Annotated in this window: 31 protein-coding genes; 3 read left to right on the forward strand and 28 right to left on the reverse strand. The window is 66.2% G+C overall.

Going from position 1 to position 18,213, the window contains the following annotated elements:
* Positions 1-38: 38 nt before the first annotated feature.
* The 3 genes from RSO01_RS18025 to RSO01_RS18035 all read left to right on the forward strand — a co-directional run bounded on the left by RSO01_RS18025 (position 39) and on the right by RSO01_RS18035 (position 3,689).
* Entirely contained in the window at positions 39-1,829 is a 1,791-nt protein-coding gene (locus RSO01_RS18025) for an acyl-CoA dehydrogenase (protein ID WP_147150532.1), read from the forward strand.
* 203 nt (positions 1,830-2,032) lie between these two features.
* Positions 2,033-3,070, forward strand: coding sequence for a cytochrome P450 (locus tag RSO01_RS18030; RefSeq protein ID WP_373867926.1), 1,038 nt, complete (start codon positions 2,033-2,035; stop codon positions 3,068-3,070).
* Between the two features lie 25 nt (positions 3,071-3,095).
* Positions 3,096-3,689, forward strand: coding sequence for a hypothetical protein (locus RSO01_RS18035; protein WP_147150533.1), 594 nt, complete (start codon positions 3,096-3,098; stop codon positions 3,687-3,689).
* On the opposite strand, the gene RSO01_RS18040 is transcribed toward RSO01_RS18035, so the two are convergent.
* The 28 genes from RSO01_RS18040 to rpsJ form a co-directional block, all read right to left on the reverse strand.
* Complete coding sequence (locus tag RSO01_RS18040) at positions 3,686-4,171, reverse strand: GNAT family N-acetyltransferase (protein ID WP_147150534.1); 486 nt, start codon at positions 4,169-4,171, stop codon at positions 3,686-3,688. The two genes, RSO01_RS18035 and RSO01_RS18040, sit on opposite strands and share 4 nt — an antisense overlap.
* Before the next feature lie 72 nt (positions 4,172-4,243).
* Positions 4,244-4,666, reverse strand: coding sequence for a 50S ribosomal protein L17 (gene rplQ / locus RSO01_RS18045; RefSeq protein ID WP_147150535.1), 423 nt, complete (start codon positions 4,664-4,666; stop codon positions 4,244-4,246).
* Between the two features lie 21 nt (positions 4,667-4,687).
* Positions 4,688-5,704 carry a DNA-directed RNA polymerase subunit alpha gene (locus RSO01_RS18050; RefSeq protein WP_092829866.1) on the reverse strand — a complete coding sequence of 339 codons (1,017 nt, stop codon included), beginning with the start codon at positions 5,702-5,704 and terminating at the stop codon, positions 4,688-4,690.
* A 103-nt stretch (positions 5,705-5,807) separates the two neighbouring features.
* Complete coding sequence (gene rpsK / locus RSO01_RS18055) at positions 5,808-6,227, reverse strand: 30S ribosomal protein S11 (RefSeq protein ID WP_147150536.1); 420 nt, start codon at positions 6,225-6,227, stop codon at positions 5,808-5,810.
* 18 nt (positions 6,228-6,245) lie between these two features.
* Positions 6,246-6,623: a 30S ribosomal protein S13 gene (rpsM, locus tag RSO01_RS18060; RefSeq protein WP_147150537.1), complete on the reverse strand. Its 378-nt coding sequence runs from the start codon at positions 6,621-6,623 to the stop codon at positions 6,246-6,248.
* A gap of 121 nt (positions 6,624-6,744) precedes the next feature.
* Complete coding sequence (locus RSO01_RS18065; protein ID WP_147150538.1) at positions 6,745-7,395, reverse strand: adenylate kinase; 651 nt, start codon at positions 7,393-7,395, stop codon at positions 6,745-6,747.
* A gap of 11 nt (positions 7,396-7,406) precedes the next feature.
* A complete protein-coding gene (secY, locus tag RSO01_RS18070) occupies positions 7,407-8,750 on the reverse strand; it encodes a preprotein translocase subunit SecY (protein ID WP_147150539.1) in 1,344 nt (447 codons plus the stop codon).
* 21 nt (positions 8,751-8,771) lie between these two features.
* Positions 8,772-9,251, reverse strand: a complete 480-nt coding sequence (rplO, locus tag RSO01_RS18075; RefSeq protein ID WP_147150540.1) for a 50S ribosomal protein L15 — start codon at positions 9,249-9,251, stop codon at positions 8,772-8,774.
* Positions 9,252-9,275: 24 nt separating this feature from the next.
* Positions 9,276-9,473 (reverse strand): 50S ribosomal protein L30, encoded by a 198-nt coding sequence (gene rpmD, locus RSO01_RS18080; protein WP_147150541.1) that lies wholly within the window; start codon positions 9,471-9,473, stop codon positions 9,276-9,278.
* An 11-nt stretch (positions 9,474-9,484) separates the two neighbouring features.
* Positions 9,485-10,075, reverse strand: coding sequence for a 30S ribosomal protein S5 (gene rpsE, locus RSO01_RS18085; protein WP_147150542.1), 591 nt, complete (start codon positions 10,073-10,075; stop codon positions 9,485-9,487).
* An 11-nt stretch (positions 10,076-10,086) separates the two neighbouring features.
* Positions 10,087-10,449 (reverse strand): 50S ribosomal protein L18, encoded by a 363-nt coding sequence (rplR, locus tag RSO01_RS18090; protein WP_147150543.1) that lies wholly within the window; start codon positions 10,447-10,449, stop codon positions 10,087-10,089.
* A 9-nt stretch (positions 10,450-10,458) separates the two neighbouring features.
* Positions 10,459-10,992 (reverse strand): 50S ribosomal protein L6, encoded by a 534-nt coding sequence (gene rplF / locus RSO01_RS18095; RefSeq protein ID WP_147150544.1) that lies wholly within the window; start codon positions 10,990-10,992, stop codon positions 10,459-10,461.
* Positions 10,993-10,994: 2 nt separating this feature from the next.
* Positions 10,995-11,393 (reverse strand): 30S ribosomal protein S8, encoded by a 399-nt coding sequence (rpsH, locus tag RSO01_RS18100; protein WP_147150545.1) that lies wholly within the window; start codon positions 11,391-11,393, stop codon positions 10,995-10,997.
* 15 nt (positions 11,394-11,408) lie between these two features.
* Positions 11,409-11,714 carry a 30S ribosomal protein S14 gene (gene rpsN / locus RSO01_RS18105; protein ID WP_147150546.1) on the reverse strand — a complete coding sequence of 102 codons (306 nt, stop codon included), beginning with the start codon at positions 11,712-11,714 and terminating at the stop codon, positions 11,409-11,411.
* Positions 11,715-11,728: 14 nt separating this feature from the next.
* Entirely contained in the window at positions 11,729-12,271 is a 543-nt protein-coding gene (gene rplE / locus RSO01_RS18110; protein WP_147150547.1) for a 50S ribosomal protein L5, read from the reverse strand.
* Positions 12,272-12,282: 11 nt separating this feature from the next.
* Complete coding sequence (gene rplX, locus RSO01_RS18115; RefSeq protein WP_147150548.1) at positions 12,283-12,606, reverse strand: 50S ribosomal protein L24; 324 nt, start codon at positions 12,604-12,606, stop codon at positions 12,283-12,285.
* A 3-nt stretch (positions 12,607-12,609) separates the two neighbouring features.
* Positions 12,610-12,978 carry a 50S ribosomal protein L14 gene (rplN, locus tag RSO01_RS18120; protein WP_092829893.1) on the reverse strand — a complete coding sequence of 123 codons (369 nt, stop codon included), beginning with the start codon at positions 12,976-12,978 and terminating at the stop codon, positions 12,610-12,612.
* A gap of 15 nt (positions 12,979-12,993) precedes the next feature.
* Positions 12,994-13,242, reverse strand: coding sequence for a 30S ribosomal protein S17 (rpsQ, locus tag RSO01_RS18125; protein ID WP_147150549.1), 249 nt, complete (start codon positions 13,240-13,242; stop codon positions 12,994-12,996).
* Between the two features lie 10 nt (positions 13,243-13,252).
* The gene (gene rpmC, locus RSO01_RS18130) at positions 13,253-13,444 is read right to left on the reverse strand and encodes a 50S ribosomal protein L29 (protein ID WP_147150550.1); all 192 of its coding nucleotides are present in this window, start codon (positions 13,442-13,444) and stop codon (positions 13,253-13,255) included.
* 10 nt (positions 13,445-13,454) lie between these two features.
* A complete protein-coding gene (gene rplP, locus RSO01_RS18135; RefSeq protein ID WP_147150551.1) occupies positions 13,455-13,874 on the reverse strand; it encodes a 50S ribosomal protein L16 in 420 nt (139 codons plus the stop codon).
* A 6-nt stretch (positions 13,875-13,880) separates the two neighbouring features.
* Positions 13,881-14,600 (reverse strand): 30S ribosomal protein S3, encoded by a 720-nt coding sequence (gene rpsC, locus RSO01_RS18140; RefSeq protein ID WP_147150552.1) that lies wholly within the window; start codon positions 14,598-14,600, stop codon positions 13,881-13,883.
* Entirely contained in the window at positions 14,600-14,986 is a 387-nt protein-coding gene (gene rplV, locus RSO01_RS18145) for a 50S ribosomal protein L22 (protein ID WP_147150553.1), read from the reverse strand. Before rplV ends, rpsC begins: the two co-directional genes overlap by 1 nt.
* Positions 14,987-14,989: 3 nt before the next feature.
* Positions 14,990-15,268 (reverse strand): 30S ribosomal protein S19, encoded by a 279-nt coding sequence (gene rpsS, locus RSO01_RS18150; RefSeq protein WP_147150554.1) that lies wholly within the window; start codon positions 15,266-15,268, stop codon positions 14,990-14,992.
* 15 nt (positions 15,269-15,283) lie between these two features.
* Complete coding sequence (gene rplB / locus RSO01_RS18155; RefSeq protein WP_147150555.1) at positions 15,284-16,114, reverse strand: 50S ribosomal protein L2; 831 nt, start codon at positions 16,112-16,114, stop codon at positions 15,284-15,286.
* A 16-nt stretch (positions 16,115-16,130) separates the two neighbouring features.
* Positions 16,131-16,463, reverse strand: coding sequence for a 50S ribosomal protein L23 (locus tag RSO01_RS18160; RefSeq protein WP_092829901.1), 333 nt, complete (start codon positions 16,461-16,463; stop codon positions 16,131-16,133).
* Positions 16,460-17,080: a 50S ribosomal protein L4 gene (gene rplD / locus RSO01_RS18165; RefSeq protein ID WP_147150556.1), complete on the reverse strand. Its 621-nt coding sequence runs from the start codon at positions 17,078-17,080 to the stop codon at positions 16,460-16,462. The genes RSO01_RS18160 and rplD overlap by 4 nt, the downstream gene beginning before the upstream one ends.
* Before the next feature lie 10 nt (positions 17,081-17,090).
* The gene (gene rplC, locus RSO01_RS18170; protein ID WP_147150557.1) at positions 17,091-17,837 is read right to left on the reverse strand and encodes a 50S ribosomal protein L3; all 747 of its coding nucleotides are present in this window, start codon (positions 17,835-17,837) and stop codon (positions 17,091-17,093) included.
* Positions 17,838-17,863: 26 nt separating this feature from the next.
* Positions 17,864-18,178 (reverse strand): 30S ribosomal protein S10, encoded by a 315-nt coding sequence (gene rpsJ, locus RSO01_RS18175; protein ID WP_092829904.1) that lies wholly within the window; start codon positions 18,176-18,178, stop codon positions 17,864-17,866.
* Positions 18,179-18,213 lie beyond the last annotated feature (35 nt).

Raw genomic sequence — 18,213 nt, forward strand, 5'->3', positions numbered from 1 at the left:
CGACCGAGCGCGGCATATTGCGGCCCGGAGGAAAGCAGATGACCTATACCGCACCACTCGCCGATATGCGTTTCGCGCTGCGCGAAGTGGCAGGATTGCAACAGATTTCCGCGCTGCCGGGCTACGAGCATGCCACGGACGACACGGTCGACGCGGTCCTGGAGGAAGCGGCCAAGCTTGCCGGCAACGGCCTGGCGCCGCTCAACCGAGACGGCGACAAGGTCGGCGCCAAGCTCGAGAACGGCGTGGTGCGCACAGCGCCCGGCTTCGCCGGAATCTACAAGGAATTCGTCGAGGGCGGCTGGAACTCGCTGCCCTTCGATCCCGAGTTCGGCGGTCAGGGAATGCCATGGCTGCTTGCGGCGACAGTGCAAGAGATGTGGCAGGCGGCCAACATGGGCTTCGGCCTGGTGCTGCTGCTGAACCAGGGCGCGATCGACGCCATCCACCATCACGGCTCGGCCGACCAGAAGTCGACCTTCCTGCCCCGGATGATCTCGGGCGAATGGACGGGGACCATGAACCTGACCGAGCCGCAGGCGGGGTCGGACCTGGCGCAGCTCAAGAGCCGCGCGGTCAAGAACGGCGACCATTACCTCGTCACCGGCCAGAAGATCTTCATCACCTACGGCGAGCACGACATGGCCGAGAACATCGTGCACCTCGTGCTGGCGCGCACACCCGATGCGCCGGCCGGCGTGCGCGGCATCTCGCTGTTCATCGTGCCGAAGTTCCTGGTCGGCGCCGACGGCAAGCTTGCTGCGCGCAACGACCTGCGCTGCGTGTCGCTGGAGCACAAGCTCGGCATCCACGCCAGCCCGACCTGCGTGATGTCGTTCGGCGACGACGGCGGCGCCGTGGGCTACCTCGTGGGCGAGGAAGGCCGCGGGCTTTCCTACATGTTCACCATGATGAACAACGCGCGGCTCTCGGTCGGCATCCAGGGCCTGGCGATCGCCGAGCGCGCCTATCAACAGGCCGCCGCCTTCGCCAAGCAGCGCGTGCAATCCAAGGACGACGGCAGCGACAAGGCGCAGCCGGTGTCGATCGTCCATCACGCCGACGTGCGCCGCATGCTGATGACCATGCGCGCCCAGATCGAGGCGATGCGCGCTCTGGGCTACTACACGGCGGCGGGCATCGACGGCGCGCTGAAGCATCCCGACCGGGGTGCCGCGAAAAAGATCCAGGACCGCGTCGATCTCCTGATCCCCATCGTCAAGGCGTGGTTCACCGACCTCGGCAACGAGATCGCCTCGACCGGCGTGCAGATCCATGGCGGCATGGGCTTCATCGAGGAGACGGGTGCCGCCCAGCACCTGCGCGACGCCCGCATCCTGCCGATCTACGAGGGCACCAACGGCATCCAGGCGCGCGACCTGGTGGGCCGCAAGGTCGCCAAGGACGGCGGCGAGACCATGCTGGCCCTGGTGGCCGAGATGCGCTCCACGGCCGAGGAGCTCAAGGCGGCGCCGGGAGACGACCTGGCGGCCATCCGCACGGCCCTGGAGGCCGCCGCGGACGCCCTGGAGGACGCCACCAAGTGGGTGGCCCAGTCGGTCAAGGCCGACCTCGTCGCCGCCCTGGCGGGCTCTGTGCCCTTCCTGAGGCTGGCCGGGACGGCCCTGGGTGGCTGGCTGCTGGCCAGGAGCGCCCTCGCGGCCCAGGCCAAGCTGGCCGGCCGCGACGGCGACCCCGACTTCCTCGAAGCCAAGGTCGTGACCGCCCGCTTCTACGCCGAGGTCATCCTGCCGCCGGCCCTGGCCCAGCTCGGGCCGCTCAAGGCTGCCGGCCGTACGGTGTTTGCCCTTTCGGAGGCGCAGCTCTGAGCGCTGGTCTGATCGAGCTGCCGGCGGACGAGGCGGAGGCCTTCGCCCGCCGGTTCGACCTCGCCAGTCTCGAACGTGCCTTCCTCGACGATCCCTTCCCCTACTATCACGCGCTGCGCCGGTTCGCGCCGCTGAAGCGCCTGCCCGACGGCAGCGTGTTCCTGTCGCGCTATGCCGACGTCGCGGTCTGCTATCGAGACCCAGTGATGCGGTCCGACAAGAAAGCCGAGTTCGGTCCCAAGTTCGGCGTCGGCACGCCCCTCTACAGGCATCACACCACGAGCCTGGTGTTCAACGACCCGCCCTTGCACACGCGCGTGCGCAAGCTTTTGGCCGCGGCCTTCACGCCACGCGCGCTGGCGGCCCTGCAGCCGCGCATCGAGGCCGTGGTCGACGGGCTGCTGGCCGAGCATGCCGACAAGGGCCGCATGGACCTGATCGAGGACTTCGCCTTCCGGCTGCCCGTCGAGGTGATCTGCGACATGCTGGGCGTGCGGTCGGGCGAACGGGCGCCGTTCCGGCGCTATTCGCTCGCCATCCTCGGAGCGCTCGAACCGGTGGCCGGACCCGAGCGCCAGGCGGCGGGCAATGCCGCCGTCGCCGAGTTCTCGGCCTACCTCGACGATCTCGTCGCCGAGCGGCGCAAGCGGCCGGCCGACGACCGCGATGTGCTGGGCACGCTGATCCACGGCGAGGTCGACAGCGAGCGGCTGACGCATGACGAGCTGGTGCAGAACTGCATCTTCCTGCTGAACGCCGGCCACGAGACCACGACCAACCTGATCGGCAACACGATCGATGCCCTGCTGCGCTTTCCCGATGAGCTGCGGCGATTGCAGGAGAACCCGGCGCTGCTCAAGAGCTGCGTCGAGGAAGGGCTGCGCTTCGAGAGCTCCAACCAGCTCGGCAATCGCCGCCTCGCCTCCGACCTCGAAATCGGCGGCGAAAAGCTTGCCGCCGGCACCTACATCCATATCGGCATTGGCGCCGCCAACCGAGATCCGGCGCAGTTCGCCGAACCCGACCGTTTCGACGCCGGCCGCGAGCCCAACCGCCACTTCGCCTTCGGCTCGGGGGTGCACATGTGCCTGGGCGCCGTGCTGGCGCGCATGGAGGGCACGATCGCCATCGGCCGGCTGGTCGACCGCTTCGACGGTCTTCACCGTGACGGCACGCCCGAGCGCGGCGGCCGCGCCCGCTTCCGCGGCTTCAACCGCTATCCCATCGCCTGGGACGCGTGATGCTCGTTTTCCCGGGTGCGCCAGCATGACTTCCGGTCAATCAAGGCACTTTGGCCGCCGGCTGGCAGCCGCCTTCGGAAACGGTCGTCGCGCCTGCGGACGGGCGATGAATCACTGGCCGGTGAGGCTTCTCGTCGTGCTCACGGGCATCGTGGTGTCCGATGCCACCGTTCATTGGACGGCCACCCACCATACGATCCATGACTACTATCTGACCATCAAGGAGCACAACATATTCGGGGAGCTTTGCCGGATCTCACTCTGGTTCCTTCGTGGCATCTTCATTGCAATCTTCTTTGCAAGATACCTTCCTCGGATGATCGTGATTTTTCTCCTGGTATTTTCCTGTGCTTCCTATGCGATTTTCCTGATGGGCCACTTTCCAGCTTTCCACGCGGAGCTGCGGGGGTATCGGGACGTTGTTGCAGCTGCCCCGGTCTTCATCCTGGTGAACTTGCCGGTGGGATACATTGCCATCGATTACGGATTGCTGCCCCTGAAAATCTATTCTCCCTTGGTTCTTCTGATTTCTTTTTTTCTACGCCACGTCATTTCCATACTGATCATATCGTTCCTTTACGAACTCGCCTTCGGCGCCCGTAAAACTCGGCCGAGCTAGAACACCTTCGCCATATGGACGCGCATGTGCGCATCCAGGCCGTGGTCGGGTGGGCGACGGTCCACGATCTCGAAGCCGTGCCGCCGGTAGAGGCGAATGTTGGCCTCGGCCATCTCGGCGGTCTCGAGCGTCAGGCCGCCAAGGCCGCGCGATCGGGCCAGCTCATCGATCCGCGCCAGCAGCCAGCTGCCGACGCCGGTGCCCTGTCGGGGCGGATCGACGGCGATCTGGTCGATGTAGAGCGCGTTCTCCTGCGGTTTCGTCCTGACGGCGCCGACGATCTGCTCGCCGTCCAAAGCGACATAGACGTCGCCGCGCTCGAGTTCCGCCACAAATCGCGCCAACGCTTCGGCAAACCCAGCAGATCCGGCGGTAGGCCACTCGCGCCCCAGGGCGCGGACATAGGGCGTGAAGGCCGCGCGTATGACACGCCCGACCTCTTCGCTCTCGGACAGCATCGCCGTTCTGAAGGTCAGCATCATGGACGCAGACTACCAAACAAAACGCCCGCCGGCGCGGCCGGCGGGCGTGTCGTGCAATCCGTGGAAAGAGGCTTACGCCGCTTCCTGCTGCTCGGCCTGCTCGGCCGACGGACCGGAGTCCTGGCCCTTGGCGGCGGTGTCGCGCTCGACGAACTCGATCACGGCCATCGGCGCGGCGTCGCCGAAGCGGAAGCCCGCCTTCAGCACACGCAGGTAGCCGCCGGAGCGCTTGGCGTAGCGCGGGCCCAGCGTGGTGAACAGCTTGTCGGCGATATAGGGATCGCGCAGGAAGCCGATCGCCTGGCGGCGGGCGTGCAGGCCGCCCCGCTTGCCGAGCGTGACCAGCTTCTCGACGATCGGACGCAGGTCCTTCGCCTTGTGCAGCGTGGTCGTGATCTGCTCGTGCTTGATGAGAGCACCGGCCAGATTCATGAACATCGCCTTGCGATGCTCCGCCGTGCGGTGGAACTTCCGACCGCGATTGTTGTGACGCATGACTAAATCCCTTCTGCCGGCCTAGTACGGCTCTTCCAGCCGCTTTGCCATCTCTTCGATGTTGTCCGGCGGCCAGCCCGGGATTTCCATGCCCAGGTGGAGGCCCATGCCGGCCAGCACTTCCTTGATCTCGTTCAGCGACTTGCGGCCGAAGTTCGGCGTGCGCAGCATCTCCGCCTCGGTCTTCTGCACCAGATCGCCGATGTAGATGATGTTGTCGTTCTTCAGGCAGTTGGCCGAACGCACCGACAGCTCGAGCTCGTCGACCTTGCGCAGCAGGTTGCGGTTGAACGGGAAGTCGTCCTGCTGCTCTTCCTTGCGGACCTCGCGCGGCTCCTCGAAGTTGATGAAGAGCTGCAGCTGGTCCTGCAGGATGCGCGCGGCGAGCGCCACGGCATCGTCCGGACGGGTCGTCCCGTTGGTCTCGACCGTCATCGACAGCTTGTCGTAGTCGGTGACCTGGCCGACGCGGCTGTTCTCGATCTTGTAGGAGACGCGCTTGACCGGGCTGAACACCGAATCGACCGGGATCAGGCCGATCGGCGCATCCTCTGGCCGGTTGGCCGAGGCCGGGATGTAGCCCTTGCCGGTGGCGACCATCAGCTCCATCGAGATCGAGGCGCCGTCGTCGAGCGTGCAGATCAGGTGCTTGGGATCCATGATCTGGACGTCGCCCGGCAGCTCGATCATGCCGGCCGTGACCTCTCCGGGACCAACGGCGCGCAGGTATAGACGCTGCGGGCGATCGCCCTGCATCTTCACGGCCATGGCCTTGATGTTGAGCACGATGTCGACCACGTCCTCGCGGACGCCGGGAATCGACGAAAACTCATGCAGCACGTTGTCGATCTTGATCGACGTGACGGCCGCACCCTGCAGCGAGGAGAGCAACACGCGACGCAGCGCGTTGCCGAGCGTGAGACCGAAGCCGCGCTCGAGCGGCTCGGCGACGATGGTCGCGGTACGACCTGAATCGACGCCGGCTTCGGTGACAAGCTTCTCCGGCTTGATCAGGTCCTGCCAGTTCTTCTGAAGCACGTGGGCTACCCCTCTAGACCGGTTGGTTCAGGCGCGCCCGGTGGGCACGCCGCAACGTTCTCAAAAGCGGGCGGCGCAAGAAGCGCGCCGCCACGGCAAAAACTCAGACGCGACGACGCTTCGGCGGACGGCAGCCGTTATGCGGGATCGGCGTCACGTCGCGGATGGCGGTGACGGCAAGGCCGACCGCCTGCAGCGCGCGCAGCGCCGACTCGCGTCCCGAACCCGGGCCGCGCACTTCGATCTCGAGCGTGCGCATGCCGTGCTCCATGGCCTTGCGGCCGGCATTCTCGGCGGCCATCTGGGCGGCGAACGGCGTCGACTTGCGCGAGCCCTTGAAGCCCTGCTGGCCCGACGACGACCAGGCGATGGTGTTGCCCTGCGCGTCGGTGATCGTGACGATCGTGTTGTTGAACGAGGCGTTCACGTGAGCGACGCCGGCGATGATGTTCTTGCGCTCCTTGCGGCGGGGGCGCGCGCCGGAGGCGGCGCCGCCGGTCGCGGCGGCTGCAGGCTTGGCCATGATCCGGATCCCTTCGACTTACTTCGTGACTTTCTTCTTGCCGGCGATCGGCTTGGCCGGGCCCTTGCGGGTGCGCGCATTGGTATGCGTGCGCTGGCCACGGACGGGCAACCCGCGGCGGTGCCGCAGGCCGCGGTAGCAGGCGAGGTCCATCAGACGCTTGATGTTCATCGACACTTCGCGCCGCAGATCACCCTCGACCGTGTAGTCGCGGTCGATGGTCTCGCGGATGCGGATGACCTCGTCGTCGGTCAGCGTATTCACACGCCGCGACACGTCGATCCCCACTTTCCCCAGGATCTCCTTGGCTTTCGCCTCGCCGATCCCGTGGATGTATTGCAGCCCCACCACGACGCGCTTGGCGGTGGGAATGTTCACGCCGGCTATACGAGCCAAAGTTCCAACTCCTTCAAAGACTTACGGCGCGCTAATGCGCGCCCGTCACACGTTCCGCTGGCCCCGGAAAAGCGCGCGATTATAGGGATGCGCGCGGCCGAGTCAACGGAACTCAAACTTGTCAAGCCCCCGATAAAACCCCGGAGATTTGACGGTAAACTTCGTCCATGGCGGCCATGCCATCGACCTTCCTGAGCACCCCGCGGGCCCCGTAATAGGGCAGCAGAGGCTCGGTCTGGGCGCGATAGGCCACCATACGTGTCTTCATGGTCTCTGCATTATCATCCTTGCGGCGGGTGAATTCCTTCGACCCGCAGACGTCGCAGACCCCATCGACCTTGGGCCGCTTGAACTTGTCGTGGTAGCCCGTGCCGCACTTGGCGCAGGTAAAGCGGCCGACGATGCGCTCGGTCAGGGCCTGCTCGTCGACTTCCATCTCGACCACGCGATCGAGCTTCTTGCCGGCCTTGGCCAGCATGTCGTCCAGCGCCTTGGCCTGGGCCTCGGTGCGCGGGAAGCCGTCCAGGATGAAGCCCTTGGCGGCGTCGGGCTGGGCGATGCGGTCCTGGATCAGGCCGACCATCAGCGAATCGGGCACCAGCTCGCCCCGCTCCATGATGCCCTTGGCCTTCATGCCGAGCTCACTGCCCGAGGCCACCGCGGCACGCAGCATGTCGCCGGTCGAGAGCTGGACCATGCCCTTCTCGGCCTGCAGGCGCTGCGCCTGGGTGCCCTTTCCGGCGCCCGGCGGTCCCAGAAGGATGATGTTCATCGACCCGCTGCTCACCGGCGACCCCGCAAGCGAGCCTTCTTGATGAGGCCCTCGTACTGATGCGCCAGCAGGTGCGCCTGGATCTGGGTCACCGTGTCGAGCGTCACCGAGACCACGATCAGGAGGCTGGTGCCGCCGAAGTAGAACGGCACGCCGCCGCGGGCGATCAGCAGCTCGGGCAGGATGCAGACCGCCGAGAGGTAGAGGGCGCCGATCACGGTCAGGCGATTCAGGATGTATTCCAGGTACTCGGCGGTGTTCTTGCCCGGACGGATGCCCGGCACGAAGCCGCCGTTCTTCTTCAGGTTGTCGGCCGTGTCGGTCGGGTTGAAGACGACGGTCGTATAGAAGAAGCAGAAGAAGACGATCAAGCCGACATAGGCAAGCAGGTAGAGCGGCTGGCCGTGGCCGAGATAGGTCGAAATCCACTGGACCCAGCCGGGCTCGCCGGCATTGCCCTGGATGCCGGCGATGGTCGCCGGGAAGAGCAGCAGCGAAGACGCGAAGATCGGCGGGATGACGCCCGAGGTGTTGATCTTGAGCGGCAGGTGCGAGGCCTCGCCGCCATACATGCGGTTGCCGACCTGGCGTTTGGGATATTGGACGATGATGCGCCGCTGCGCCGTCTCCATGAACACCACGACCGCCACGACGACCACGACGCCGACCATCAGCGCAATGATGAACAGCGCCGACAAGGCGCCGGTACGGCCGAGCTCGAGGGTCTGGATCATGGCGCCCGGCAGTGCGGCCACGATGCCGGCGAAGATGATCAATGAAACGCCGTTGCCGACGCCGCGGGCGGTGATCTGCTCGCCGAGCCACATCAGGAACAGCGTGCCGCCGACCAGGGTGACCACGGTGACGAAGCGGAAGAACAGTCCGGGATCGATCACGACCGGCCCCATCGAGGCCGACTGGCTCTCCAGCCCGACCGCGATACCGTAAGCCTGGAAGGCCGCCAGGATCACCGTGCCGTAGCGCGTGTACTGGTTGATCTTCTTGCGGCCGGCCTCACCTTCCTTTTTCAGCGCTTCGAGCGACGGCACGACCGTCGTCAGGATCTGCATGATGATGGAGGCCGAGATGTACGGCATGATCGAGAGCGCCAGCACCGACATGCGGCCGATCGAGCCGCCCGAGAACACGTCGAGCATGCCGGCGATGCCGCCGGCGTTCTGCTGGAAGATCTCGGCCAGGGCGTGCGGATCGACGCCGGGCACCGGCACGTAGGCGCCGATGCGAAAGACAACCAGCGCGGCCACGGTGAACCACAGGCGCTTCTTGAGCTCGGTCGCCTTACCGATCGCGCCCCAGTTCAGGTTGGATGCAAGTTGCTCAGCCGCGGACGCCATGGAACCTCACGCGTGAAGGGTTCAGGCCGCCTCGGCTTGGGCCTTGGGCGGCAGCTCGACCTTGCCGCCGGCCTTCTCGACCGCGGCGATCGCCGACGCCGAGGCGCCCGCGACCTTCACTTCGATCTTGGTCTTGATCTCGCCTTTTCCAAGGAGGCGCACGCCATCGAACGCCCTCTTGAACAGGCCGGCCGCCAGCATGGCGGCAGCGTCGATCGGCTTGGTGGCATCGAGCTTGTTCTCGTCGATCGCCTTCTGCAGCGTGCCGAGGTTGACCACCTGCCAGGACTTCTGATTCGGCGGCAGGAAGCCGCGCTTGGGGATGCGGCGGTAGAGCGGCATCTGGCCGCCTTCGAAGCCCTTGATGGCCACGCCCGTACGCGACTTCTGGCCCTTCACGCCACGACCGGCGGTCTTGCCCTTGCCCGAGCCGATGCCGCGGCCGACGCGCATGCGCGCCTTGCGGGCTCCGGCGTTGTCGGCGATTTCGTTGAGTTTCATCGTCGATCCCTTCAAGCCACCGACTTAGGCGGCCTTGTCGTCTTCAACGCGCACCAAGTGGCGCACCTTGTTGATCATGCCGCGCACCTCGGGGCTGTCCACGAGCTCGCGGGTGCGATGGCGCTTGTTCAGCCCCAGGCCGATCAGCGTGGCGCGCTGGTCGTCCGTGCGGCCGATGTGGCTGCCGGTCTGGGTGATCCTGATCTTCTTGCCTTCGGCCATGACCGTGCTCCTTAAGCCGTCGCCTCGGCGGCGCCGGTCGTCTCGTCACGACGGCCCAGCAGGTCGCCGACCTTCTTGCCGCGGCGGGTGGCGACCATGCGCGGCGAGTTGAGCTGCTGCAGGGCCACGAACGTCGCCTTGATCATGTTGTGCGGGTTCGATGTGCCGACCGACTTGGCGACGATGTCCTTGATACCGAGCGTCTCGAACACGGCGCGCATCGGGCCACCGGCGATGATGCCGGTACCGGCCGGAGCCGCGCGCAGCGTCACCTTGCCGGCGCCGAAGCGCCCCTTGACGTCGTGATGCAGCGTGCGGCCGTCGCGCAGCGGCACGCGGATCAGGCCGCGCTTGGCGGCTTCCGTCGCCTTGCGGATCGCCTCGGGAACCTCACGCGCCTTGCCGGCGCCGTGGCCGACACGGCCGCGCTGGTCGCCGACCACCACGATCGCCGCGAAGGCGAAGCGCCGGCCGCCCTTCACCACCTTCGCCACGCGATTGATGGTGACCAGCTTGTCCTTCAGTTCGTTTTCCTCGTCGCGGTCGCGGTCACGACCACGATCGCGCGGGCCACGGCCGGAACCACCGGGTGAACGAGCCATGTGCTAACTCCTCAGAACGACAGGCCGCCCTCACGGGCGGCAGTGGCCAGCGCAGCAACGCGGCCGTGATACATGTAACCGCCGCGGTCGAAGACCACTTCCTTGACGCCGGCGGCGATGGCGCGGGCGGCGATAAGCTTGCCGACCTCGGCCGCCGCCGACTTGTCGGCGCCGGTCTTGATCTTGCCCTTGACGTCGGCATCGAGCGACGAGGCGGAGGCGAGCGTCGCCCCCTTCTTGTCGTCGATGACCTGGGCGTAGATGTGCTTGCCCGAGCGGAAGACGCTGAGGCGTGGGCGGCCACCGGCAGCCTGGCGCAGCGCGTAACGCGTGCGCCGCTGGCGGCGAGCAAAAAGAGCGTTGGTCTTGGACATGATCGGCCTCTACTTCTTCTTGCCTTCCTTGCGCCGGATCGTCTCGGTCGAGTATTTGATGCCCTTGCCCTTGTAGGGCTCGGGCGGACGCAGGCTGCGGATCTCGGCCGCGAGCTGGCCCACCTTCTGACGATCTGCGCCGGTGATCTCGATCTCGGTCGGCTTCAGCGCCTTGATCTGGATGCCGGCGGGAATCGGCACCTCGACGTCATGGCTGAAGCCGAGCTGCAGCTTCAGGTTCTTGGCATCGGCCTGGGCGCGATAGCCGACGCCGTTGATCTCGAGGTTGATGGTGAAGCCATCCGACACGCCCTTCACCAGATTGCTGGCGAGGTTGCGTGCCGTGCCCCACTGCATGCGGGCGCGGCGGCTATCGTTGCGCGGCTTGAAGCTGAGCGCATCGCCGTCACGGGTGACCTCGACATCGTCGTGCACCGTGAACTGCAGCTCACCACGCTTGCCCTTGGCCTTGAGATGCTGGCCCTTAAGATCGACAGTCACCCCTGCGGGGACGACGACCGGATTCTTGCCGACGCGCGACATGGCTAGAACACCTTGCAGATGACTTCGCCGCCGACATTGGCGGCACGCGCCTCGGCGTCGGACATGACGCCGCGCGGCGTGGACAGGATCGAGATGCCAAGCCCGTTGAAGTGGCGCGGCAGCTCGCGGATCTTCGAATAGACGCGGCGACCCGGGGTGGAGACGCGCTTGATCTCCTTGATGACCGGACGGCCGTTGTCGTACTTCAGCTCGACGCGAATCTCCTTCACGCCTGGACGAAGCTCCTCCTCGAACCAGCCGCGGATGTAGCCTTCGCGCTGCAGCACATCGAGAACGTTCGACCGGAGCCGCGAGGCCGGCACGGTCACGCTGTCGAGGCGCGCCGACTGGCCGTTGCGGATGCGTGTCAGCAAATCACCGACAGGATCTGTCATAGACATGGTCTACGGCCCCCGTTACCAGCTCGACTTCACGACGCCGGGCAGAGCGCCCAGCGAGGCCAGCTGACGCAGCGCCAGGCGCGACAGCTTGAACTTGCGATAAACGGCGCGCGGGCGCCCGGTTATCTCGCACCGATTGCGAACGCGCGTCGGCGACGAATTGCGCGGCAGCTTGGCAAGCTTGAGCCGCGCGCCGAAGCGCTCCTCCGGAGTCAGCCTGTCGTCGACAGCCATCTCTTTCAGCTTGGCGCGCTTGGCGGCGTACTGCTCCACCATCTTGGCGCGCCGGTTGTTCTTCTCGACTGAACTCGTCTTGGCCATTTTGTTCTCCGGCCTCAGTTCACGAACGGGAAGTCGAAAGCACGGAGAAGCGCCTTGGCTTCCGCGTCCGTCTTCGCTGTCGTGCAGATGATGATGTCCATGCCGCGCACCTGGTCGACCTTGTCGTAGTCGATCTCTGGGAACACGATCTGCTCCTTGAGGCCCATGGCGAAGTTGCCACGGCCGTCGAACGACTTGCCGTTCAGGCCGCGGAAGTCGCGGACGCGCGGCAGGGCGATGTTGATCAGGCGATCGATGAACTCGTACATGCGGTCGCGACGCAGCGTGACCTTGGCGCCGATTGCCATGCCTTCGCGCAGCTTGAAGGTCGCGATCGATGTGCGCGACTTGGTCACCACCGGCTTCTGACCGGTGATGGCGGCAAGCTCCGCCGCGGCACCGTCGACGGCCTTGCGGTCGTTGACCGCCTCGCCGACGCCCATGTTGATGACGATCTTGTCGAGCTTCGGCACCTCGAAGGCGTTCTTGTAGGAGAACTCCTTCGTGAGCGCCTCACGAACGGTCTTGGTGTAGTGTTCTTGCAGTCGCGCGGGCATGGCCCGTTCTCCTAGCGGTCGATTGTTTCGCCGGAACCGCGCGCGAAGCGCACCTTCCGACCATCTTCGAGGAACTTGAAGCCGATCTTGGTCGGCTTGTCGGTCTTTGGATCAAGCAGGGCCACGTTCGACACGTGGATCGCGGCCTCGCGTTCGATGATGCCGCCCTGCTCGCTACGGCTGGGCTTGGTGTGGCGCTTGATGACGTTGACGCCCGACACGACCACGCGCTGGTCAGCGGCGTTCACGCGCAGGACGTCGCCGATCTTGCCCTTGCTGCGGCCGGCGATGACCTTCACGCGGTCGCCCTTGCGGATCTTGAGCTTGTTGGCCATGGCTCAGAGCACCTCCGGCGCGAGCGAGATGATCTTCATGAACTTCTTGGCGCGCAGCTCGCGCGTCACCGGTCCGAAGATACGGGTGCCGATCGGCTCGTCCTGCTTGCTGATCAGGACGGCAGCGTTGCGGTCGAAGCGGATGGCGCTGCCATCGACGCGGCGCAGCGGGAACGACGTGCGCACGACGACGGCGCGATGCACCTCGCCCTTCTTCACGCGGCCGCGCGGGATCGCCTCCTTGATGGAGACGACGATGACATCACCGACGCTGGCATACTTGCGGCGCGAGCCGCCCAGCACCTTGATGCACTGCACTCGACGGGCGCCGGAATTGTCGGCGACCTCGAGGTTCGTACGCATCTGGATCATGACTGTTGCTCCGTCCTAGGCCTTGGCTGCCTCGACCAGAACTTCCCAGCTCTTGGTCTTGGACAGCGGGCGGCACTCGCGGATGCGCACGAGCTCGCCGACCTTGCCCTTGTAGGCATTGGCCTCGTCGTGCGCGTGATACTTCTTCGAGCGGCGAATGAACTTCTTGTAGATCGGATGCTGAACGCGCCGCTCGACCTTGACGACGATGGTCTTGTCCATCTTGTCGCTGACGATGACGCCTTCCAGAACTCGCTTCGGCATGTCTTGCTCCTTAACCCGCGGCCTTCTCGCCCAGCACCGTCTTGATGCGGGCGATGTCGCGGCGCACCTGGCGCACGCGACCCGTCTTGCCGAGCTGTCCGCCGGCCTTCTGGAAACGCAGGTTGAATGCTTCCTTGCGCAGGCTGCCGAGCTCTTCCTTGAGCTGGTCCTGGGTCTTGGGGCGCAGATCGCTGGCCTTCATGACTATCTCCTCAGCCTTCGGCGCCGACGCGGGCGACGAAGCGCGTCTTGATCGGCAGCTTGGCGGCGGCCAGCTCGAGCGCCTCGCGGGCGACCTGGACCGACACGCCATCGAGCTCGAACAGCACGCGGCCGGGCTTGACGCGGGCCGCCCAGAATTCCGGCGCGCCCTTGCCCGAGCCCATGCGGACCTCGGCCGGCTTCTTGGACACCGGCACGTCCGGGAAAACGCGGATCCACACACGACCGGCGCGCTTCATGTGGCGCGTGATGGCGCGGCGGGCGGCCTCGATCTGGCGCGCCGTCAGGCGGTCGGGCTCCATCGCCTTCAGGCCGAAGGCGCCGAAGTCGAGGTTGAAACCGCCCTTGGCGGCGCCGCGAATACGGCCCTTGAAGGCCTTGCGGTACTTGGTGCGCTTGGGTTGCAGCATGATGTCTTACGCGTCCCTCTGCTCCGAACGCTCGACCCGGGCGGGCGTGCGCTGCGGGGCGGCTTCCTCGGCGCGCTTGTCGTGCGCCATCGGGTCGTGGGCCATGATCTCGCCCTTGAACACCCAGACCTTGACGCCGCAGGTGCCGAAGGTGGTGAAGGCGGTAGCGGTGCCGTAGTCGATGTCGGCGCGCAGCGTGTGCAGCGGCACGCGACCCTCGCGGTACCATTCCATGCGGGCGATTTCGGCGCCGCCCAGGCGACCCGAGCAGTTGATGCGGATGCCCTGGGCGCCCAGACGCATGGCCGACTGCACGGCGCGCTTCATGGCGCGACGGAAGGCGACGCGGCGCTCGAGCTGCTGGGCGATGTTCTCGGCGATCAGCGTGGCGTCGATCTCGGGCTTGCGGATCTCGACGATGTTCAGGGCCACTTCGCCCTTGGTCATCTTGGCGAGGTCGCCGCGCAGCTTCTCGATGTCGGCGCCCTTCTTGCCGATCACCACGCCCGGACGGGCCGTATGGATGGTGACGCGGGCGCGCTTGGCCGGACGCTCGATGACGATCTTGGCCACGCCCGCCTGGGCCAGGCGCTCGCGCAGCACCTTGCGGATGTGGATGTCCTCATGGAGCATCTTGGAGTATTCGCCGCCCTCGGCGTACCAGCGGGAGTCCCAGGTGCGGTTGATGCCGAGCCTGAGGCCGATGGGATTGACCTTCTGACCCATTACTTTTCCTCCGCCTCGGCGCGCTCACGCACCACGATGGTGAGATGGCTGAACGGCTTGACGATGCCGGCCGCGCGGCCGCGGCCACGGGTGTGGAAGCGCTTCATGACGAGGCCCTTGCCGACCGAAGCCTCGGCCACGATCAGGCGATCGACGTCGAGGTTGTGGTTGTTCTCGGCGTTGGCGATGGCCGAGTTCAGCGCCTTCTTCACGTCCTGCGCGATGCGCTTCTTGGAGAAGGTGAGCTCGTTGACGGCATAGGCCGCCTTCTTGCCGCGGATGGTGGCGGCCACGAGGTCGAGCTTGCGCGGGCTGATGCGGATGGTGCGCAGCACGACCTTGGCCTCGTTGTCCGCCTCGCGGCGGGGATTGGATGCCTTGCTCATCGGTTAGTCCTTCGAGACCTTCTTGTCGCCCGAGTGGTTATGGAAGGTCCGCGTCGGCGAGAACTCGCCGAGCTTGTGACCGACCATTTCCTCGGTGACGTTCACCGGGATGAACTTCTTGCCGTTGTAGACGCCGAACGTCAGGCCGACGAACTGCGGCAGGATCGTCGAGCGCCGCGACCAGGTCTTGATGACCTCGCTGCGCACGGTCTGCCGCGACTTCTCGGCCTTCTTGATGAGGCTCCCCTCGACGAAGGGACCCTTCCAAACGGAACGTGCCACTGTGCTGTCTCCTCGTCAGCGCGTCGCGCTACGGCGGCGGATGATGAACTTGTCCGTCGCCTTGTTCTTGCGGGTCTTCTTGCCCTTGGTCGGCTTGCCCCACGGGGTGACCGGGTGGCGGCCGCCCGAGGTGCGGCCTTCGCCGCCGCCGTGCGGGTGATCGACCGGGTTCATGGCGACGCCGCGAACGACCGGGCGACGGCCCAGCCAACGCTGGCGGCCGGCCTTGCCGATCACGATGTTCTGGTTGTCGGGGTTCGACACCGCGCCGACGGTGGCCAGGCAGTCGCCCGGCACCAGGCGCAGCTCGCCCGAGTTGAGCTTGATCTGGGCGTAGCCCGCGTCCTTGCCGACGAGCTGGGCGTAGGTGCCGGCCGAACGCGCCAGCTGGCCGCCCTTGCCGATCTTCAGCTCGACGTTATGCACGATGGTGCCCACCGGCATGTTGCCAAGCGGCATGGCGTTGCCCGGCTTGATGTCGACGCGCTGGCCCGACACGACCTCGTCGCCCGCCTTGAGGCGCTGCGGCGCCAGGATGTAGGCGAGCTCGCCGTCGGCATACTTGATCAGGGCGATGAAGGCCGACCGGTTGGGGTCGTACTCCAGGCGCTCGACGGTCGCGGCAACATCGAACTTGCGGCGCTTGAAGTCGACCAGGCGCAGGCGCTGCTTGTGCCCGCCGCCCATGTGGTTGCTGGTGATTCGGCCGTGGTTGTTGCGGCCGCCGGTCTTCTTCTTACCGCGCGTCAGCGCCTTGACCGGCTTGCCCTTCCACAGGCCCGTACGGTCGACGATGACCAGCTGTCGCAGCGACGGCGTGATCGGCTTGTAAGTCTTAAGAGCCATACTTCTGTCCCCCGTCCTACAGGCCCGTGGTCACGTCGATCTTGTGACCCTCGACCAGCGAGACGATCGCTTTCTTCCAGTCGCTCCGCACGCCGGGACGGCCGCGGAAGATCTTCTTCTTGCCCTTCACGGTGACGGTGTTGATCGCCTTCACCTTGACCTTGAACAGGCCTTCGACGGCCTGCTTGATCTCGGGCTTGGTGGCGTCCGACGCCACACGGAAGGTCACCTGGCCGTGCTCGGAGCCGTTGGTGGTCTTTTCCGTGATCAGCGGCGAGCGGATCACTTCGTACATGCGGGCGCGGGAAACGGTGGCTCCCACAGCGGCCCTGTTCGCCTTGACGCTCATTGCAGGCGCTCCTCGAGATGCTTCACGGCATCCTTGGTCAGCACCAGCGTGTCGCGGCGCAGGATGTCGTAGACGTTGGCGCCCTGCTGCGGCAGCACATCGACGTGGGCGATGTTGGCCGCGGCGCGCGCGAAGTTGGTGTCGACCTCAGCGCCGGCGATGACCAGCACGCTCGACACGCCGAGCTTGCCGAAGTGGGTCTTGAGCTGGGCCGTCTTGGGCTCGGCGAGCGTCGCGGCCTCGACCACGATCAGCTTGCCCTCGGCCGCCTTGGCCGACAGCGCCGTGCGCAGCGCGAGCTTGCGCACCTTCTTCGGCAGGTCGGAGGCATGGCTGCGCACCACCGGACCGAAGGCCTTGCCGCCGCCGCGGAACTGCGGCGCCGCCTCGTTGCCGTGGCGGGCGCGGCCGGTACCCTTCTGGGCGTACATCTTCTTGGCCGTCGCCGTCACTTCGGCGCGCCCCTTGGTCTTGTGCGTGCCCTGCTGGCGACGCGACAGCTGCCACACGATGCAGCGCTGCAGGATGTCCTTGCGGACGGGGACGGCGAACACGCCGTCGGCGAGTTCGATCTCGCCGGCACTGCCGCCCTCGATGGTCTTGACTGCGATCTTCATGGTTCCGTCCTTAAGCCGCAGGCCCGGTGGCTTCCGGGGCCGCCGCCGGCGCTTCCGCCGCGGGAGCCGCCGCCTCGCCAGCAGCCTTGCGCAGGCCGGCCGGATACGGGGCATCCTTGGGGCGGGCGCGCTTGGAGGCGTCCTTGACGATGATGTAGCCGCCACGCGGGCCGGGGACGGCGCCGGAGACCAGCAGCAGGCCCTTCTCGTCGTCGGCGGCGACGATCTTGAGGTTCTGCGTGGTCACGCGCTCGTGGCCGTAGTGGCCGGCCATCTTCTTGCCGGGGAAGGTGCGGCCAGGATCCTGGCGGTTACCAGTCGAGCCGTGGCTGCGGTGCGAGACCGACACGCCGTGGCTGGCTTCCAGGCCGTGGAAGTTCCAGCGCACCATCGAGCCGGTGAAGCCGCGGCCGATGGTGGTGCCGATGACGTCGACGAACTGGCCGGGCACGAAGTGGCTCGGCACGAGCTCGGCGCCGACCTCGAGCACGGCGTCCTTGGCGACGCGGAACTCGACCAGCTTCTTCTTCGGCTCGACCTTGGCCTTGGCGAAGTGGCCGCGGTTGGGCTGGCTCACGTTCTTGACCTTGGCCTTGCCGTAGCCGAGCTGGACGGCGGTGTACTTGTCCTTCTCTTCCGAGCGGACGGCGACGACCTGGAGCTGGTCGACCTTCAGAACGGTCACAGGCACATGCTCACCAGCGTCGTTGAAGACGCGGGTCATGCCGACCTTCTGGGTGACGAGACCGCAACGCATGGTCCTGTTCCTTCTCTTCCTGTCCCTTAGGCGCCGAGCTTGATCTCGACGTCCACGCCCGAGGCGAGGTCGAGCTTCATCAGCGCGTCGACCGTCTGCGGGGTGGGATCGACGATATCGAGGACCCGCTTGTGGGTGCGGATCTCGAACTGCTCGCGCGACTTCTTGTCGATGTGCGGCGAGCGATTGACCGTGAACTTCTCGATGCCGGTCGGCAGCGGGATCGGACCGCGAACCTGCGCGCCCGTCCGCTTGGCCGTGCTCACGATCTCGCTCGTCGACGTGTCGAGCACGCGATGATCGAAAGCCTTCAGCCGGATTCGGATATTGGTGTTGTCCATGGTCTTTGCTCGCTTAAGCGCTGGCAGCGTTACTT

This window comes from Reyranella soli (genome assembly GCF_007992495.1).
GTDB classification, from domain to species: Bacteria; Pseudomonadota; Alphaproteobacteria; order Reyranellales; family Reyranellaceae; genus Reyranella; species Reyranella soli.

Excerpts from the sequence above, each read along its gene's own strand:
- rpsK (WP_147150536.1), bottom strand. The coding sequence starts at position 6,227 with ATGGCCAAGCCTGCAGCCGCCGCGACCGGCGGCGCCGCCTCCGGCGCG.
- RSO01_RS18160 (WP_092829901.1), bottom strand. The coding sequence starts at position 16,463 with ATGAGCGTCAAGGCGAACAGGGCCGCTGTGGGAGCCACCGTTTCCCGC.
- rpsN (WP_147150546.1), bottom strand. The coding sequence starts at position 11,714 with ATGGCCAAGACGAGTTCAGTCGAGAAGAACAACCGGCGCGCCAAGATG.
- rplC (WP_147150557.1), bottom strand. The coding sequence starts at position 17,837 with ATGCGTTGCGGTCTCGTCACCCAGAAGGTCGGCATGACCCGCGTCTTC.
- rplB (WP_147150555.1), bottom strand. The coding sequence starts at position 16,114 with ATGGCTCTTAAGACTTACAAGCCGATCACGCCGTCGCTGCGACAGCTG.
- RSO01_RS18035 (WP_147150533.1), top strand. The coding sequence starts at position 3,096 with ATGACTTCCGGTCAATCAAGGCACTTTGGCCGCCGGCTGGCAGCCGCC.
- RSO01_RS18040 (WP_147150534.1), bottom strand. The coding sequence starts at position 4,171 with ATGATGCTGACCTTCAGAACGGCGATGCTGTCCGAGAGCGAAGAGGTC.
- rplQ (WP_147150535.1), bottom strand. The coding sequence starts at position 4,666 with ATGCGTCACAACAATCGCGGTCGGAAGTTCCACCGCACGGCGGAGCAT.
- rpmC (WP_147150550.1), bottom strand. The coding sequence starts at position 13,444 with ATGAAGGCCAGCGATCTGCGCCCCAAGACCCAGGACCAGCTCAAGGAA.
- RSO01_RS18025 (WP_147150532.1), top strand. The coding sequence starts at position 39 with ATGACCTATACCGCACCACTCGCCGATATGCGTTTCGCGCTGCGCGAA.
- rplR (WP_147150543.1), bottom strand. The coding sequence starts at position 10,449 with ATGTCCAAGACCAACGCTCTTTTTGCTCGCCGCCAGCGGCGCACGCGT.
- rplV (WP_147150553.1), bottom strand. The coding sequence starts at position 14,986 with ATGAGCAAGGCATCCAATCCCCGCCGCGAGGCGGACAACGAGGCCAAG.
- rpsH (WP_147150545.1), bottom strand. The coding sequence starts at position 11,393 with ATGTCTATGACAGATCCTGTCGGTGATTTGCTGACACGCATCCGCAAC.
- RSO01_RS18065 (WP_147150538.1), bottom strand. The coding sequence starts at position 7,395 with ATGAACATCATCCTTCTGGGACCGCCGGGCGCCGGAAAGGGCACCCAG.
- rplX (WP_147150548.1), bottom strand. The coding sequence starts at position 12,606 with ATGGCCAACAAGCTCAAGATCCGCAAGGGCGACCGCGTGAAGGTCATC.
- secY (WP_147150539.1), bottom strand. The coding sequence starts at position 8,750 with ATGGCGTCCGCGGCTGAGCAACTTGCATCCAACCTGAACTGGGGCGCG.
- rpsQ (WP_147150549.1), bottom strand. The coding sequence starts at position 13,242 with ATGCCGAAGCGAGTTCTGGAAGGCGTCATCGTCAGCGACAAGATGGAC.
- rpsC (WP_147150552.1), bottom strand. The coding sequence starts at position 14,600 with ATGGGTCAGAAGGTCAATCCCATCGGCCTCAGGCTCGGCATCAACCGC.
- rplO (WP_147150540.1), bottom strand. The coding sequence starts at position 9,251 with ATGAAACTCAACGAAATCGCCGACAACGCCGGAGCCCGCAAGGCGCGC.
- rplP (WP_147150551.1), bottom strand. The coding sequence starts at position 13,874 with ATGCTGCAACCCAAGCGCACCAAGTACCGCAAGGCCTTCAAGGGCCGT.
- rplD (WP_147150556.1), bottom strand. The coding sequence starts at position 17,080 with ATGAAGATCGCAGTCAAGACCATCGAGGGCGGCAGTGCCGGCGAGATC.
- rpsJ (WP_092829904.1), bottom strand. The coding sequence starts at position 18,178 with ATGGACAACACCAATATCCGAATCCGGCTGAAGGCTTTCGATCATCGC.
- rplE (WP_147150547.1), bottom strand. The coding sequence starts at position 12,271 with ATGCCCGCGCGACTGCAAGAACACTACACCAAGACCGTTCGTGAGGCG.
- rplN (WP_092829893.1), bottom strand. The coding sequence starts at position 12,978 with ATGATCCAGATGCGTACGAACCTCGAGGTCGCCGACAATTCCGGCGCC.
- rpmD (WP_147150541.1), bottom strand. The coding sequence starts at position 9,473 with ATGGCCGAAGGCAAGAAGATCAGGATCACCCAGACCGGCAGCCACATC.
- rplF (WP_147150544.1), bottom strand. The coding sequence starts at position 10,992 with ATGTCGCGCGTCGGCAAGAATCCGGTCGTCGTCCCCGCAGGGGTGACT.
- rpsE (WP_147150542.1), bottom strand. The coding sequence starts at position 10,075 with ATGGCTCGTTCACCCGGTGGTTCCGGCCGTGGCCCGCGCGATCGTGGT.